The sequence below is a fragment of the Stenotrophomonas sp. YJH_SMC_20 genome (assembly GCF_059367845.1).
This window is the reverse complement of the sequence record NZ_JCAFRG010000001.1, coordinates 576,171-591,871: the sequence shown is the minus strand read 5'-3', so window position 1 is coordinate 591,871 and position 15,701 is coordinate 576,171. Positions and strand designations below refer to the sequence as shown.

At 64.8% G+C, this 15,701-nt stretch carries 12 protein-coding genes; all 12 read right to left on the bottom strand.

Going from position 1 to position 15,701, the window contains the following annotated elements:
• Positions 1-313: 313 nt before the first annotated feature.
• The 12 genes from AC5P6A_RS02855 to AC5P6A_RS02800 all read right to left on the bottom strand — a co-directional run bounded on the left by AC5P6A_RS02855 (position 314) and on the right by AC5P6A_RS02800 (position 15,698).
• Positions 314-514: a hypothetical protein gene (locus tag AC5P6A_RS02855; RefSeq protein ID WP_495222228.1), complete on the bottom strand. Its 201-nt coding sequence runs from the start codon at positions 512-514 to the stop codon at positions 314-316.
• Positions 515-730: 216 nt separating this feature from the next.
• The gene (locus tag AC5P6A_RS02850; protein WP_495222227.1) at positions 731-1,564 is read right to left on the bottom strand and encodes a hypothetical protein; all 834 of its coding nucleotides are present in this window, start codon (positions 1,562-1,564) and stop codon (positions 731-733) included.
• A 157-nt stretch (positions 1,565-1,721) separates the two neighbouring features.
• Entirely contained in the window at positions 1,722-2,174 is a 453-nt protein-coding gene (locus AC5P6A_RS02845; protein ID WP_495222226.1) for a lysozyme, read from the bottom strand.
• Positions 2,171-2,362, bottom strand: coding sequence for an LPXTG cell wall anchor domain-containing protein (locus AC5P6A_RS02840; protein WP_049434054.1), 192 nt, complete (start codon positions 2,360-2,362; stop codon positions 2,171-2,173). Before AC5P6A_RS02840 ends, AC5P6A_RS02845 begins: the two co-directional genes overlap by 4 nt.
• Before the next feature lie 8 nt (positions 2,363-2,370).
• Positions 2,371-4,035 carry a phage terminase large subunit gene (gene terL / locus AC5P6A_RS02835; RefSeq protein ID WP_495222225.1) on the bottom strand — a complete coding sequence of 555 codons (1,665 nt, stop codon included), beginning with the start codon at positions 4,033-4,035 and terminating at the stop codon, positions 2,371-2,373.
• A gap of 8 nt (positions 4,036-4,043) precedes the next feature.
• On the bottom strand, positions 4,044-4,289 hold the full coding sequence (locus tag AC5P6A_RS02830; protein WP_032961803.1) for a DNA packaging protein: 246 nt from the start codon (positions 4,287-4,289) through the stop codon (positions 4,044-4,046).
• On the bottom strand, positions 4,286-4,555 hold the full coding sequence (locus AC5P6A_RS02825) for a phage holin family protein (protein WP_005412393.1): 270 nt from the start codon (positions 4,553-4,555) through the stop codon (positions 4,286-4,288). Before AC5P6A_RS02825 ends, AC5P6A_RS02830 begins: the two co-directional genes overlap by 4 nt.
• A 26-nt stretch (positions 4,556-4,581) precedes the next feature.
• Complete coding sequence (locus tag AC5P6A_RS02820) at positions 4,582-5,067, bottom strand: hypothetical protein (protein WP_495222224.1); 486 nt, start codon at positions 5,065-5,067, stop codon at positions 4,582-4,584.
• The gene (locus AC5P6A_RS02815; protein WP_495222223.1) at positions 5,067-7,841 is read right to left on the bottom strand and encodes a tail fiber domain-containing protein; all 2,775 of its coding nucleotides are present in this window, start codon (positions 7,839-7,841) and stop codon (positions 5,067-5,069) included. Before AC5P6A_RS02815 ends, AC5P6A_RS02820 begins: the two co-directional genes overlap by 1 nt.
• 24 nt (positions 7,842-7,865) lie before the next feature.
• Positions 7,866-10,313: a phage tail fiber domain-containing protein gene (locus AC5P6A_RS02810; protein ID WP_495222222.1), complete on the bottom strand. Its 2,448-nt coding sequence runs from the start codon at positions 10,311-10,313 to the stop codon at positions 7,866-7,868.
• A 39-nt stretch (positions 10,314-10,352) separates the two neighbouring features.
• Positions 10,353-13,517 carry a hypothetical protein gene (locus tag AC5P6A_RS02805; RefSeq protein WP_495222221.1) on the bottom strand — a complete coding sequence of 1,055 codons (3,165 nt, stop codon included), beginning with the start codon at positions 13,515-13,517 and terminating at the stop codon, positions 10,353-10,355.
• Positions 13,518-13,523: 6 nt separating this feature from the next.
• The gene (locus AC5P6A_RS02800) at positions 13,524-15,698 is read right to left on the bottom strand and encodes a hypothetical protein (protein ID WP_495222220.1); all 2,175 of its coding nucleotides are present in this window, start codon (positions 15,696-15,698) and stop codon (positions 13,524-13,526) included.
• Positions 15,699-15,701: the final 3 nt, after the last annotated feature.

The window sequence follows — 15,701 nt, the reverse complement described above, 5'->3', positions numbered from 1 at the left end:
GTGCCGAGGTGGTGCCGAGGTGGGCGCGTGGCGGTCGGGCAAAAAGACAGATAGGGACAGACAGAGGCGCGAACGTTTGAGCGCGGATGTCCGCAGGTTGCCCAGGTATCGCGTGGGATTGCCTAGGCACTGGATACCTAATCCAGATGCTTGCCTTTGGAATCAAAGGGTTAGCGAGGGAGGTGACAGCGTAGGTGACGCGTGCGGGCTATGGGGGCGGCGCTAGAGGGCCTGGGGGCCTACGGGGGGTGATGCGCGCGTTCCGAATCGTCATATGCCTCCTCGGAAATTTGCGGCAAACATTTGCTCCCCCTCAGTTCCTCGTGTCGGACACAGCCGCTTGGCCGCTGCGGCCCCTGGTTGCATGCCAGGCGATCATGGCGAGACCAGAGAAGCCCCACAGGATGCACAGCAGAACAGCCCAGGTCATCCCGTGGCCGTGCGCATAGATCGCTATGAGGGGGTTGATAGGGGTGATGCCGGCGAGCATCAGGATCAGAAGGAAGCGCTGCATGGGTGTTGATCCGCCGAGAAGGACTCAGCTGGACTTAGGACACACCATGAGGACATAGGACTATCTATAGCTATCCTTGTTGATGAATAACTATCAATAGTTCTACTAGTAGAACCTATAGAAGAACTATAGATATATAGGGTAGCACACCTGTCAAGAGGGGGCGCCGACGCACTGACTGTGAGTGCGCACACCGACAACCCCCGATTACTGACTCTACTCCAGCGCAGTCGGCCCATACCCGAAGACCGCAATCAATCTGGTCTGAAGTTGTGTCTTGAGGTCGTTGGCATCGGTCCAGACGATATGGTTGAACTGCCTGGTGTCTAGATGGACTTTGGCAATATCATCGCTGTGCACTGTCCAGACTACGGGCCTGCCAAGGCCGAGGGCGAATCCGGCCTCAAAGTACGCACCTGCGTTCTGTGTCGTTACGTCGACGATTACGCCAAAACTGGAGCGTATGCCCGCCATGATCCGGTCATCGATTTTGTCAATGTAATGGTCGCTATCAACTCTTTTCGCGACATACCCTGCTGCGGCGGCCCCCGGCTTTATTCCCTCTTCCCATGCGGTAACTAAATGGGGGCGGAACGCCATTGCGACAAAAAAATCGGAGCGATTACCGCTTTTGGGGTTTCGAGACTGCTCCAGATGCTCCCACCCTTGGGCTGAGATCACGTTTGCGCCAGTGTCGTTGAGGAGGCCGCGCTGTTTTAAGCAGGCAAGATGGAACTGTAGCTCAGAAGCATTCGATGCATCGCAAATCACAAAGTCAGCAGCTGCATACGCGACTGGGTCTCCAGGATGCCTGGAGTGCGCCGCTAGATCCATCAGAAGCGCATTCTGCTTCTGCAGGACTGTCGTCAGTTCCGGGCCTGTCACTGCATCTAAAAGCTCGGGTGTTACGAAAAGAGGACGCTGGGTTTCGTTCCAATGGCGCCTGGTGCGACCTCGAACAAGGGCGCGATAAGCAGGATTTGCGAGCTTCAGCTGCTCGTCAGCAAGAAAGTGCAAGTAATAAGAGGAGCAAGATTCGCAGTTAACCATGACCCCGCTTCCCTGCGGGGTCGTAGTCACGAATTTGCTGCATAAGGGGCAAAGTCTATCGTCCATCTTCTTAGCCGCAAAAGGCTAAGTTTACCTCAACTTCGTGCCGCGCCGTCCCGTGTTCTTGACGGGCGCTTGAACCTTCAGTCAGGGTGTACTAGGGAGCCACCGAGCGCCAAAGAATGACCTCCGCCTCGCGGCGGTCGATGAGTCCTTGCAGGTCCTTGAGGGCGCCCTTGACGCGACCCTTGGTCCATCGGCGGAGCTGTGCGGGCACCGCCGCGTAGTCGCCCGCGTTGAGCACGCGGAGCAGAGTGGAGCTGGCGAAGTTGCCCTCGCCAAGGTTGAACACGAAGTCGATCAGAGCGGCCTCCTGCGGCGCGCTGAGGGGCACGCGCACGTATCGACGGACGACCGTAGCGGCCTTGCAGAGGTCAGCCTCCAGCAGCTCCACAGCGCGTTCCTCGGTGATGCGGAGGCCGGGCTTCACGTCACTGCCGGTGTGGCCGTAGCCGATGGTCCACTTGTCTGCGGGGCACAGGTAGGCCACCAGGCGCAGACCCTCCGACTTCATCGTCAGAGGGCGCGCGAGCTGGACAGCCTGGCTCACACCGGGGCGTAGGGGTTCGACTGGCCGCCCTGGGTGTGGCAGCAGGGAGCGTGGTTGCAGTCGCACGGCGTTACCGGCGCGGGCGCGCTCGGGCCGTCGTTGTCGTCGTCGTTCTTGCGGCGCAGGAACAGGTACAGCAGGGCAGCGGCGGCGAGCGCCATCAGCCACGCAGCGAGCGTGTTGGACATTGGGTCTCCTACAGGATGTCGAGGTAGTTGTCGGGTGACGGCATGCGGCCGGTTACGGACTGGATGAAGGAGGCGTACTCGCGGTCGAGCAGCTCCTCCAGGTAGCGCTGCTCCTCCTTGGACACGTCTCGGGAGAGCTGGTCGGCCCAATACTTCACGGCCATCGCCAGCGCTTCGAGGCGGTCGTCGTGGCGCAGTGCGCCGCGGTCGCGCGTGATGCGCGTCAGCTGGTAGAACAGCTGGTACTTCTGTTCGGACTTCTGATCGGCGCGGATGATCGAGGCATCGACCACCAGGCGATGCTGGTTCAGCACCGGCTCCAGCACGTCGATGATTCGGTTCTCCTTCGAGGTGCCGTAGTGCTTCACCTCCTCGATGGAGCACGGGTACACGCGCGCCAGGACGCCGGAGAGCATCTTGGCGAACATGCCGTCACCGAAGTTGGCCTCAATGAGGACTGCGGAGACCTTCTCGGCGCGCGCGATGTGCGCCAGGGTCTCTAGCGTGTCGTCGTCGTAGCCGCCCTTGGTCGCACCAGCACGGCGCGCGTAGAGCATGCCGCGAAGCATGCCGACGACCGCGTAGCCGGTTTCGTCGCCGCCTCGGCCCGAGGGGTCGATGGCGAGCACCTTGCCGGTGAACTCCTCCATTTCCGAGGCGAGGTACATGGGCCGGTACAGGCGGTCGCCCGTGAAGCCCACGGACGCGATGTCACTGACGATGTACTCCGGGCCGCTGCTGTAGACCACGCGGATCGGAGCGACCTCTCGGTCCACGTCCATCACGATCAGGTCGGACAGCTTGAGCGGGTACTTCTCGGCGTCGGACAGCGACGCATCGAGCATGAACTGGAGCATGAAGCCGGAGCGTCCATAGGACGCCTCGCGCTCCATCAAGTCCTCGTCGGAGAACCGGACGGACTCGCAGTTCTTCCAGGCGAGCTTGGGGTTCGCATCGAACGCATCGGCGATCATCGGGGCGAGCCGGTCGCCGTACACCTGGCGGTGCTTGGTGTCCTTCGGGTAGCGCGCGGGCCAGATGCGGATGACGTAGCCGCGCTCGGGGAGCTTGTTGTAGAGCGACTCCTCGGTCTGCGGAGTGCCGAGGTAGATGATCTCGCCGCCCGGCTTGAGCACCGCGTCGAACTCCTTGACCAGCTCGGCCAGCTTCTCGCGCTGCACGACGGTCATGGAGTTCTTTGGGACTTCGATGTCGTCCGCGATGATGGTGTCAGCGCGGGAGCCGGTGAGCTGGCCGTTGATACCGACCGACTTCACCGAGGGCGACTGATCCGGCTGCGCGGGACCAACGTCGAACGCAAGGTTCGAGTTGCGCTGGTCGGGGCGCGGACGGAGGTGTTGCAGTTCGGGCAGGGTTTCGATCAGGCGCTTGACGAACACCGAGAACGCATCGGCGCGTTCCTTCGATGCCGATACCACCATGATCTTGTGCTGGGGGTCTTTCCACAGGAGCCAGCAGACGTAGGCGGCCGTCACCCAGGACTTGCCGACGCCGCGGTACGCCATGATGACGCGACGGCGCGGGCCGGTTTTCAGGAACTCGCAGATGTCGTACTGGATCGGAGTGGGGCTTGGTAGCCCCAGCTCCTTCCAGACGTACCAGGCGAAGTTGCGGAAGTCCTCGAAAGGGTGGCGAACGTGGAGGCTCGTCATGCCCTCCATCAGTTCAGCCGCCCATCCTCAGCGGGATCGAACGGGAACTCGGACACCTTGTCGGCCAGCTTGCCCAGCGGTGAGCCGGGCGGCGTGGCCGCAACGTCGATGCCGTTGTCCTTGAGAAACTGCCGGGCCACGTTGAGGATCGAGGCCAGGCCCTTCGCGTCCGACTCCATCGAGTCGATGGTGTCAGCGAGCTTGTCCGCGACTGCGGCGTGCAGTCGCTCCAGGGCATCCTTGGGGGCGGTCACTTGTTGACGACGCGGTTCAGTACGGTCTCCAGCGCGGACGTGCCGAGCGACGCCAGGATGCACGCGAGCGCGACCTGGGCGACGAAGGAGACGCCGGGGATGAAAATGACGATGGCACCAGCGGCAAGGCCGGTAGCGCCGGAGAGGATTGCGCGGCCGAGCGCCTGCTTCCAGGTGATCGGGTCGTTCGACGTGAGCATCTTTGCGATGCCCACGATGAGGCCGACGCCCGCGAGAGCGCCGACCAGCTTCACTTCATCGTGCATTAGGTCTCTTGTAGGTGGTAAGGGCGTTAGATCGGAACGCCGAAGCTGTACTCGTAGCTGCCGCTCAAAGTGATCTGCGTTACGCCATCGGTGACGACTACGGTGAAAGTGCCCATGCGGCTAGTGTTGCGGCCAGATGCGGTCACGGTTCCGCCGAGGCCGCTGCCGGAGATCGAAGCGCCACCGTCCACCGTGCGAGAGATCACCGAGTAGTTGCCGGTGCCGCCCGAACAGCTAACGGTGAACGATCTGCTGATCGTGCCGCTGGTGTTCTGCGGCCAGCTCCCCATCAGCCAGCTCGGCGACAACGACGCTTGGAACGGCGTCGCCTTGACCGCGTTGTAGAACTGCGAGGCGTAGAGCGGGCCGCTCGTGGGTACGCCGTAGTTGGCAGGAACGTCGGGCACCAATCCAGCGGCCCGGTAATACTGGTGCGCGTAGATCGGATACCCGCCGCCGAACTCGGCACGGATCATTTCCCAGGAGATCGCACCGGAGCCAGGGAGGGCCATCAGGCACCTCCCCGCAGCTCTGCGACTTCCTTACGGAGCGCCTGCACCTCGGCAATCAGGAACGGCACGGCCTTGTCCCACAGGATCGTCTTGATCCCGTTATGCTCGGACTCGTAGACCATATACGGCAGAACCTCCTCGACTTCCTGCGCGATTGCGCCGTACTCGTGCTTGGCCGAGTAGGTGAAGCCGGGGTTCAGCTCCTTGATCCGTTCGTCGTTCCAATCGAACTCCCGCACTCGGAACTTCGAGAAGAAGTCGTCCACCGCAGTTCGCGCGATGGGCGCGATGTTCTCCTTGAGACGGGCGTCCGAAGCGTAGGAAATGCTGTTGCTCTGACACTGCCAGTCGTTGTTATTGTTGCGGAAGCAGGCCCAGGCGAAACTGTTAGACGCGAGGAAGCCTAGGTTGTTGTCGTTACAGTGGAGCCAGTGAGTCGTTCCGAGATCGGTGTCGTAGAAGGTAATGGTCGGGGAGGCGCTTTCCAGGCGGAGGTCGCCGTCCGCACCGCCGCCCGACGAGATCAACACGCGCTTGCTGCCGTAGCTGCGGATGTACGAATTGTCTTGCATGAACCAGCCGCCGCCATGCGGCTCCGAGTACCAGCCGGTGCCGGATTGCTGCGAGCGGAACCAGCCCGCGTTGAGGTAAATCTGATCGCCAGCCGTCAGGCGGCCCGCGATATTCGCAGCGCCGTTCCAGTACAGGTTGTACCAGCTGTTCGTGTTCACGCGGGTGATCGAGCAGACGTCATCGCCAGCGCCGTTCGTTCCGTGGATGTACACGGTTCCCGCTGCACCCATGCCGGTCAACCGCAGAGGCGCGGAGTAGGTCAGAGTGACCTGTCCGGTGAAGGTTGCGCCGCCCAGGCTCGCCTTGCCGTCGAGCGCAGCTTGGAGGCCCGTGACGTTGGCAATGGTGTGCGTGTGGCTCACGTCTGCCTTGCTGGCGGGGTTGAAGGTGCCCGAGTGCCAAACAGCGTTGCCGTTGATCTTGATCGCGGCCTTGGCCGGATCGATCTCGATCACGTTGTTGGTCTGCGCCGCTGCGATCTGGAACCTCTTGGCACCAGTGTTGTCATACAGCTGGAGAACGGTCTCAGCGGCCGTGCCCACCTGCTTAAACGACCACGAGCGTTCGCTGTTGAACGTGAGTAGGTCGTTGCCGTCCCCCGCAGAACCAACGCCGACAGGTCCAGTGAAGTTCGCCCCGGACAGGTTCGCCTTCGCGTCCAGCGCCGCTTGCAGGCCCGTGACGTTGGCGATGGTGTGCGAGTGCGACGCCGCGGCCTTACCGTCGAGCGCAGCCTGGAGGCCGGTCACGTTGGCGATGGAGTGCGTGTGCGACGCCGCCGCCTTGCCGTCGAGCGCCGCCTGCGTCGCGGTGCTGATCGGCTTGTTGAGGTCGGCGGTGTTGTCCACCTTGTCGAGGCCGACCTGCGCCTTGGTGTGCGTGTGGGTGCTCGGCGGGTAGGTCGTCGGCTTGCCGGTGACGTGGGTGTTGAAGTCCACGTCGTTGCGGGTCGCCAGCGCGCCCAGCCCGCCGATGTCGCCAGCCACGAGGGTCACGTCGCCCTGCTTCCCGGCGACGCTGGTTACCTGATCGGTGTTGTCGATCTTCTCCCAGGTAGCGCCGTAGAGCGCCTGGTCGCCGACTCGCCAGTGGATGTCCCCCACGGTGCCTTCGCCGACGACCTTGTAGAAGTGACCCTTCACGGGGTTCGCCGGGAATGCCCCGGTGCTCGCGTCCCACGACCCCATGTAGATCAGGGAGCCGGTAGCCGCAGCCTGAGCCTGGGCGGCCCAATGCTTCGCCGAGAACTCGCCCGGCGAAACCTCGGTGCCCTGGGGAGCGTTCGCGTACAGGTTCGCCTTGTCGCGGGCAGCCTCGGCAGCGGTCTTGGCCGACGATGCGGTCTGCGCTGAGGTGGAGGCGGCCGACGCCGAGCCGGACGCTGCGGAGGCATGGCCGGCCGCGGTTACCGCCGAACCAGCCGCTTCGCTGGCCTTGGTGGTGGCGATGGACGCCTGGGCTTCCGCCCGGTTGGCCTGGGAGGTTGCGCTGGTCACCGAGGCGGCAGCAGCGGTTGCGCTGCCAGCTGCGGCGGTCTTGGAGGCGGCGGCCGACTGCGCGTCTGCCTCCACCAGGTCTGCCAGGTCCGTCATTTCCACCAGCACGGCCGCCGAAGCGGCGCGCGAAGCGTCAGCAGCGTTCGCCGCCGCCCGAGCCTGCGACATCGAGTCACTGGCCGAGGCAGCAGAGGCCGACGCTGCCTGCGAGGATGCTGCGGCATCAACGGCCGAAGCACCGGCCTCGGCTGCCTTGGTTGCCGCCGCAGACGCCGATGCGCTTGCTTCGCCAGCCTTTGCGACAGCGGTAGCCGCCGCTTCGGCCGAGGCGATAACGTCGTCCTCGATGCTGGCAGCAGATTCCGCAGCCCGCACGGCGGACGCCTCGGCGGCGTCGGAGAAGCCCAGGGCTTCACTGGCAGACTCGGCCGCTGCGTTCGCCATGCCGGTTGCCACGGACAGCAGGTCGCGTACCTGCACGACCGAGCCGGTCAGCTCGTCGGTCATTGCCGTCACGTCCTTCTGGAGCTGCGGGAACGACGGTAGCGTGTGGTTGACGCCGAGGCCGTCCGTGACAACGACAGTGCCTTCGTCCTGCGTCAGCAGCGAGATCATCTGATTCTCGCGGGTATTCCAGCGGTCAACTACTTTCGACAGGCGAGAGGCCAGTTCCGAGTTGGAGACGTAACCGGGATTGTTGCTCATGCGTTTGAGGATTCTCTATGTTGGTTAGCGAATGCCGAATACGTAGCCGCGAACCGAGCGGACGATTCCGTTCTTACGCAGGCTGTCGAGGTCTTGAACAATCAGAAGGCGAAACTCGGACTCGGAGCCGGTCTGATAACCGGCGCCGCTGATCTGCCCGTAGCGGCCCATAGGGATCGCGGTCGATCCGGACGAGTAGATGCCGTCCATGCCCGCGCGGGTGACGTCGAGCCAGACGGAGCCGACACGCTGCTGAAGTACGTACACAGGGCAGTAGGCTTGGTCGTGGACGATACTGAGGTTGATTGCCGGGATGTGCTGCTCCCCGGCAAGCAGCGGCGCAGGAAGCCAGAAGCGCATCACCTCGACTTCCTCGCGCGGGCCACCGAGGTTGACTGCACCAGACCAAGTGATTGCTGCGGCGGCCTGGAACTGACCGACGACATTGGGCGCGTTGACCTTGCCCCGGAAGAATGCACCACCGCCTCGATCCACATAGAAGACAGCATTGTTGGCGGTCTTCACGCCGGAGCCGATCCAGAGGGGCCAGTCGCCCAGGTTGGAGATTTCGACCCGGAACTCAGCCGCGTTAATGACGTTGCCGTTTCCGTCGAGCGAGTGGGTCTTGAAGGTGCCGCCGTTAATCGTGCCAGCGTTCGCGGTGAGTGCCGACAGGCTGTTCACTCTGAGCTTGTCCGCAGTGATGGTTCCATCCACGACGAGGGCGCCTTGGATGCCTACGGTGGACTGGCCGCCCACGCTGCCAATCACGAACGGGTACTTCACGCTCGCCAGGTTGCCGCCCTGAGTGTACTGCGGGTGGACGAAGGCGAAACGGTCGGCCGTGACGATGAAGTCGCTGCCCGTCGCAGGATTCGCTGACAGGGCAATACCTGCTACGACAGGGACGCCGTTGACAGTGCCTGCGTTGATCTTGACCGAGTAGTTCGCCTGCCACTGCCCGTACATGCCAGCGTGTTCGCCTGCGACGACGGAGAAGTTCTGCTGGAGCGTGGCGAATGCGCCGTCCTTGAACGCCTGCACCTGGGTGCTTGCGATGGACTGTGCCTGCTCTGCGGTGATCTTGGTGGACTGGAGCTGCTGCACCAGCGCACCGGTCGGTGACGTGGCGTCGATGTCGGCCTTGCGCCAGCTCGTGCCGTCCCAAACGTGGGTCAGGTACGCGCCGGTCTGACCGGTCTTGATCCAGAACGTCGGGACCTTGAAGCCGCCAGCGGGAGCCGTGGGCTGCGTCTCGGAGAAGATCGTCGGCGCGGTGGTCGTCCGGAGCGTGGACACCTGGGTTGCCAGGGCCTCGCGCGCGGACGCCTCAGTGTCGATGCGCTGCTCGAAAGCAGCCGACACGGCGGCCATCTGGCCGTCGATCTCGTTGGCGATGCCCTGCGGGACGTTCGCCCCGTAGCTGGCCGCCATCTGCTGCCGGAATGCCGTGTTGGCACCCTCGGCGGTCGTCAGGGCTTCCGTGGTCTGCGCCAGGCCAGCGATGTTCTCGCCGTGCTGGACCACTGCGGTCTCCACGTCGGAGACGCGCGCCTTCGTGGCGTCCACCTCGACCATCACGGCGTCGCGCATTTGCGCCACGCTGTCGTCGATCTGTGCGCCGAGGCGTTGCTCGGTGGCCGCGCGGGCTTCCTCGGTGGTGGATTCCACCTCGTCGATCCGCTGGTTGAGCGCTGCGGACACGACCTCGCCGTTCTGGACGATCTGAGCTTGCAGCCCGGTCAGCGCCTCGACACGCGCCGAGGTCTCGTCTGCGATGGCCCGGTTGACCTTCAGGAACTGAGCCTGGTTGCTCCGCTCGCTGGTATCGACACGCGCGAACAGGTCGATGATCTGCTGGGCGATGACGCGGTTGCCCTCGGTCAGCAGCCCGATCTCGTGGGTTGCCGTGCTGATCTTGTCGCCGTAGTCGCGCTGCACGTCGAAGAACTCGTGCGAGCGCATGATCTCCTCCAGGATCGCCTCGGCGTTCATGTCGATCAGCTCGATGCGCGTCAGGAGGTCCTGGAGTGCGGGAGAGCGGAGGAGCTGCTCGATGATTGCGTTGAGGTCCGAGGAGCCACCGCCGTTGCCGGGGGTGCCACCGGGGAGGCCGCTACCGCCACCGAACTCGGCGAGTTCTTGGTGTGCGTACAGCAGTTGGCGGAACGACTTGGACAAGTCGCGCGCCGGGAGGTTTGCGCCTTCCTTGTAGTTGACCAGGAGGGCGTCAATCGGCGTGAATCGCCGGATGGTCACAGTGTAGGGTGCGTCGAGCACGCCATCCTGCGACGGAATCTCGATGGTGCTGGCGTCCACCCACGACACGGAGACAGCGCGGGCCGCGTCCGGTTCACCGACGAACGCCCGGATGTGTTCGCGGGCGATGTACGGGAACGGCACGGTGAACCGCGTAGGGCCTCCCTCGTAGGTGTAGAGCACGAAGGAAAGGCCGCGCGATAGTTCGATCATGCGTTCTCAAAAAGGTGGAGGCCCCGAAGGGCCTCCTGGTTACGGTCGATCAGTCCCGTCCTTGCGGTCTGGGAACTGCTGTAGGGCTTGATCCGCGATGTTGCGGACGCCCGTCATGTTGTTGAACCACCAAATCTTCCAGAAGTCTCGCATCTGCTTCTCGGTGATCTCCTCGTCGTCGCGGATGGCCGAGCCGATCATCCGCGTGCTGCCGTAGACCTTGTTGAACAGGTCGATGGACGGGATGCCCATCACGCCGTTCTCCAGGCCGGTCGAGCGGTTGTTGGCGAACACCGGGTCGTTGCCCAAGGCGTCCGCCCACACTGCGTCGGTGACGGCGGGGATCACGTTCGACCAGCTCGATTGCGCGACAGCGTTCTTGTAGAAGTTCTCCTGTGTCAGCTGCTTCTTTCGCTGTTCGGGGTTGCCCGCAGTGTTGATGTACGTGCGAGCCGCCCAGCCCATGCCTGCTGCCGAGGTGGACAGCACGACCATCGCGTAGGTGCGCCAGTCGTCGTAGTGGTGGACCGAGTTCAGGAAGTGGCGGGTGTAGCTGTTGACCATGAAGCTGCGGAACTGCGTGACGATGCGGCCGGTGGTGGAGTGCATCAGCTCGATGCTGTCCGAGGCGTCACCTTCGAGAACCTGGTGTCGCGTCACGCGGAACAGGAAAGCCGCCATGCGCTCGCGCGTCTGGAACGGCAGCTTGTCGGGGTCGATCTGCTCGATCTGCCGCTTGCCTTTCAGGTAGCCGAACACGTCGGCCTGGGCCTTCTCGTCGAGACCCCAGGTGCGCAGGCGGGCCACTTCGGCGTCCGACAGCTTCTTGGCGTTCGCCATGTCCAGCAGCCGCAGCAGCGTGGCGCGACCGGCGATGCGTTGGAGCATCGTGTTGATCGGGGCCATGCCGGATGCGACCGAGGTGACGTGCGTCGCCATGTTCATCGCGTTGTCGATCTTCTCGCCGTGCTTGACGTTGAACGTCTGCGGCACGAGCGCGTCCTCGTCCAGGCGCAGGAACGGCGGGTTGCGCAGCCAGTCGGTGCCGGGTGCGAACAGCCGCTCCATCACGCGCGCCTCCTGCGAGGACAGCTTGCCGTCAGCGCCGCGCACCAGGAAGTCGCGGGCGGCACCCACGGACTTCCAGAAGTTGCGGAGACCGGCATGCGCGATGGTCGGGCCAAGCTCGGCGAACAGCGAGAAGCCGACCTGGTTCATCACGCGGGCGAAGTTCCAGTTGCGCAGGAACCGCGCGTAGCGTGCGCCACGGCTGGCGGGATCAAGTTCGGTGCTGCGGCCGAAGGTGGACTTGAGGCCGATGTCGATGAGGCGCTCGATGTCCTTCACGTCGTCGCCGGACTTGCGGGCGTCGCTCTTGAGCTTCGACACGAAGCGGTCCAGCTGTGCTCGGTTCTTGATGCCAGCTTTCGACGACAGCGCCGACCAGCCGGTGATCTCACGCATGTAGCGGGTCATCACCGAGTCCACGTCGTTGTCGAACAGGTCGGCCATCGAGACCTGCACGTCCTCGCCAGCCTCGTTGCGGATGGTGGTGGAGTAGGTCTCGTCGAGGTCGATGCGCTTCTTCGCGCGGTCGAGCTTGCCCGACTCGTAGGTCTTGCGCTCCAGCTTGGACAGCAGCTCTTGCGACCGCACGGGCGAGACGCCCGCCTCGGTCAGCATGTTGCCGATCTCCTCGACCGAATCGCTGTCCAGCGGGCGGACCAGCAGGTCCATCCCGTCGCCCTCGAAGTTCGCCTGAGCGCGCTTGAGGTAGGAGCGTGCAACCGCATCGAGCAGCTCGTCGTCGATCTCGTCGCCTTCGTCGGCGGCGGCCTCCCGTGCGCGTCGCATGGCGGGCTTGATGAGCTGGTCGATCACGTCGTCCTGGTGGAGCTGCATTTCGCCGAACAGGCGCTTGAAGCCCTTGCCGCTCCAGTAGCGCGGCAGGTAGTTGCCGTTCTGCGCCACGTTGGCGAAGCCGTCGAGGTTGCTGTCCTGCGCCAGCTTGAGCGCATCCCGCATCGCCTTGGCGACGCTTCCGGCAGCCTTGGCGGCTTCCGGTGACACGTCCGGCGCGCCGCGCACGGCACGGCCAACCTCCTCGTTGAACTTGGCGCGCTCGGAGAAGTTCCACCAATGCGTGCCCGTCCGTTGCTTGTAGGCGTCCCACGCCGCGTTCACTCCGCTCCGCCATTCCGTCTCCATGACGGCCAGGTGGCGCTTGGCGAACTCGCTGGTGGACTCCTGGACCGCGACGGAGCGATCGGTGTAGCCGACGCCATCGCGGAATAGCAGGCGGCCCGCCTCGCGCACCAGCGGCGACTTGGCGCTACCCATGCGGGCAGCAAGGTCGCGGCGGACGGTGGCGAAGTGGGGCGTGATGTGCGCGTTGACCAGCGCCTTGTCGGTGAACTCCTGCTCGAATGCGCTCTCGTTGCGCAGCGGGAGGACGCCTGGCGTGGGATCGTTGGCGGCGGTGCCTGCCACGCGGGCGGCGGACAGTGAGTCGTCACCGGCCAGCCGCTTCACCACGTCAGGGTTTACCTCGCCGTCATAGAACGCGCCTCGACGAGCGCCCAGGGCACCAGCGAAGGCGAAGGACAGCGCGGCGCTCTGCACGCCATCCGCGAGCGTCTGCTCGGGGTCGTAGGTGGAGGTTGCGGCCGACATCAGTGCGGAGGTGCCCGCCGCCTGTAGACCGGAGCGCACCGCGTTAGCGAGGCGTCCGGCCTTGGCTGCGTACCCTAGGCCGCCCGTGGCGAGATCGAGGCCGGTTGCCACCGGGTCGGTGAAGCCGAGGGCGATCTGTCCGCCCAGGCCAAACTGCGCCAGGTCGTCGTCCGCCATCTGATTCATGAAGGCCACGGATTCCAGATAGGAGAGGTGCTCGTCGGACGTGGCCCGACCGAACAGCTCCCACTGCTCCGGGCGCAGGCCCATCGACTCCCAGCGCTTGCGCGCGTCTGCGGGAATGCGATAGCCCTGCTGCGGCTCGTAGCCCAGCTCGGTGATGAAGCGGTCGATGAAGCCGATGCCGCCCTTTGCCTGGGCAGCGCCCCATCCGTCCCATACGGTCGTCTGATCCTTCCGGCGCTGCGCGGCCTCTCGCTGCTCCTTGCGCTCGCGCACGGCTTGCACGATGGGCTGCTGGGTTGCCGGCTTGACGATGTTCTCGTCTGCGCCGGGTAGGGATTCAAACATGCGGTCTTACTTCCTCGTCAGGTACTCCAGGAAGTCCTCGGGGACTGCCGGGGTGGTGGTGGTTTGCTTGGTGCCCGCGTTGGGGACCAGCGGCTTGGTGAGGTCGAACTTGGGCAGCTCAAAGGCGGGAGCCTCGGCGGCGCTGGCGTCGCGCTTGGCGATGGTCACGGGGATTTCCGTGGTCGCCGACTGCGAGCGCAGGTCGCGGATGTTCCGGGACTGGTCCGCCCAGGTGGTGCGCTGCTCGACTCGACGACGCGCCTGGGATTCCGCAAGGTCTCCCTTCCAGCGCTGGTGCTGTGCCGCGATGGCACGCGGGTCGAAACCGATGGCGCGGCCGGTGTCCGGGTCAGGGATCAGCCAGTTGTCGGGGCCGACGATCTGCCACTGCCCCGGATTGCGGGGATTGGGCAGGGCCGACAGCTCATCCGGGTCGCGGCCGAGCTTGCGCGCGACCGTCTGGATCAGCTCGTCTACCGCTGGCTCGGCACCCTGCGGCATGCCGATGTTTGGCACGCGGCGGCCGTTGACGGTCGTGCGCTGGGCGTCGATCTGACCGACCGCCGCACGGATGGCGGCTTCGCCGGACACGCCGCCACGAGAGGCGATGCGCTCGGCTTCCTGGCGGATGCGGTGCAGCTCACGCGGGTCGCGCGGCTTGCCGTCGATCTCCAGGTAGTCCTTGATGCCAGACTTCCAGGTGTCGTTGATGACCGAGCGGGCCTCCTCGACTTCGCGCTTCGGTTGCGTCAGGACGCGAGCGGCCTCCTGGTGCGACTGACCGCTGCGCCGGGTGTCGTAGAGATACTGGTCCAGCATTGCGGCAGCCTCGCCGCCAGCGACCGTATCGGCGTACTTGGGCGAGACCTTGCGGAGCTGTTCGTACAGCGTCGCGGCGTTCTGGAAGTTCTCCTGGAACGCCGGGTCAGCGCGCTTGAGGATGCGTTCGAGCTGGGGGATGACGATGCCCTGCCGTGCCCACTTCTGGAGCACCTGGCCGCGTGCGGCCTGCGGGGTTTCCTCCCACTCCTTACCTGCCTGCTTCTTGAGGTCGGCGTCGCTGATCTCGTAGGGATTGCCCCCGGCTACCAGCTTGCGGATGCGCTCCTCTCGGGCGCGCTCCTTCGCTTCCTGCTCCCAGCGGCGAAGCGTCTGCTCCTGCTGGTTGTTCCAGTAGCGCTTGAAGGACTGGAGGTCGCCGCCGCTCAGGCCGAACTTGCTGGCCCAGGTGTCGATGGTCTTATGCGTGAGCTGGCCGCGATCCGCGAGGCCCTGGAGCGTCCACTCGGCCGCGGCCATCGCCTGCTTGCGTGCCTCGTCCTCGCGGTGTGCGATTACGCGGGCACCAGCGGCAGCCGCCGCGCGCAGCTCGTCGCCGTGCTCGGTGTTCATCAGGCCGGGCTGGCCGTCGCCGCGGTCCTGCTCCAGGAACGCCAGGATCGACTGAGGATCGCGGTTGCCCGCAGCCAGCTCCTCCTTGGCGGCCTCGACGTAGAGTTCGTCCACGTCGCGCTTGTTGAGGTAGGCGTACTCCTCCTGGTCCAGCATCGCGTACAGGCCGTTCATGCCCTCGGAAGTGAGGAACGTGCCGCCCTTGATGCCGTCGCGGATGATCGCGGTCAGCGACTCCTTCTGCCGGACCAGCATTTCCCGCATCGAGTCGGCCTGCCACTGCTGGCGGACCTGCTGCGCGGCGCGCATGGCGACCGGCATCAGGGCCTTGCGGACCTGCGGGTCTTGGAACTCGGGGTTCTGCGTCAGCGCCGCCATCCGCTCCTTGATGAGCGGCTCGATGTCGGTGCCGGGTTCGGCCTTGGCGATCTCTTTGGCCGCTTCGATCTGCCAGTCGCGGACGCGGATGATGCCGTCTGCCTTGAGGTAGCCGCGACGCCATGACTCCGACTGCTGGGCAACGAAGTCCTCGGCCTGCCGGGGCACACCCTCAGCGTCCTCCTGCATACGTTGGGTCGCCGCGGCGCTGTACTGCTCGCGGCTGTTGGAGATCATCTGCGAGTTGACGGAAGCCGAGACGCGCGTCAGCACCGCAGCGGCGGTGCGAGAGAGGGCACCGGCACCAGCGGAGGACGCTTGGTCAGCCTGCACCGCCAGAACGGGGCGCTCGGCGAGACGCTGCGGCACCTGCGCGCGGCGGATGATCTCTTGGGGTTTCGTGCGAGCCACGGG

Excerpts from the sequence above, each read along its gene's own strand:
- AC5P6A_RS02850 (WP_495222227.1), bottom strand. The coding sequence starts at position 1,564 with ATGGTTAACTGCGAATCTTGCTCCTCTTATTACTTGCACTTTCTTGCT.
- AC5P6A_RS02805 (WP_495222221.1), bottom strand. The coding sequence starts at position 13,517 with ATGTTTGAATCCCTACCCGGCGCAGACGAGAACATCGTCAAGCCGGCA.
- terL (WP_495222225.1), bottom strand. The coding sequence starts at position 4,035 with ATGACGAGCCTCCACGTTCGCCACCCTTTCGAGGACTTCCGCAACTTC.
- AC5P6A_RS02815 (WP_495222223.1), bottom strand. The coding sequence starts at position 7,841 with ATGAGCAACAATCCCGGTTACGTCTCCAACTCGGAACTGGCCTCTCGC.
- AC5P6A_RS02820 (WP_495222224.1), bottom strand. The coding sequence starts at position 5,067 with ATGGCCCTCCCTGGCTCCGGTGCGATCTCCTGGGAAATGATCCGTGCC.
- AC5P6A_RS02855 (WP_495222228.1), bottom strand. The coding sequence starts at position 514 with ATGCAGCGCTTCCTTCTGATCCTGATGCTCGCCGGCATCACCCCTATC.
- AC5P6A_RS02810 (WP_495222222.1), bottom strand. The coding sequence starts at position 10,313 with ATGATCGAACTATCGCGCGGCCTTTCCTTCGTGCTCTACACCTACGAG.
- AC5P6A_RS02840 (WP_049434054.1), bottom strand. The coding sequence starts at position 2,362 with ATGTCCAACACGCTCGCTGCGTGGCTGATGGCGCTCGCCGCCGCTGCC.
- AC5P6A_RS02825 (WP_005412393.1), bottom strand. The coding sequence starts at position 4,555 with ATGCACGATGAAGTGAAGCTGGTCGGCGCTCTCGCGGGCGTCGGCCTC.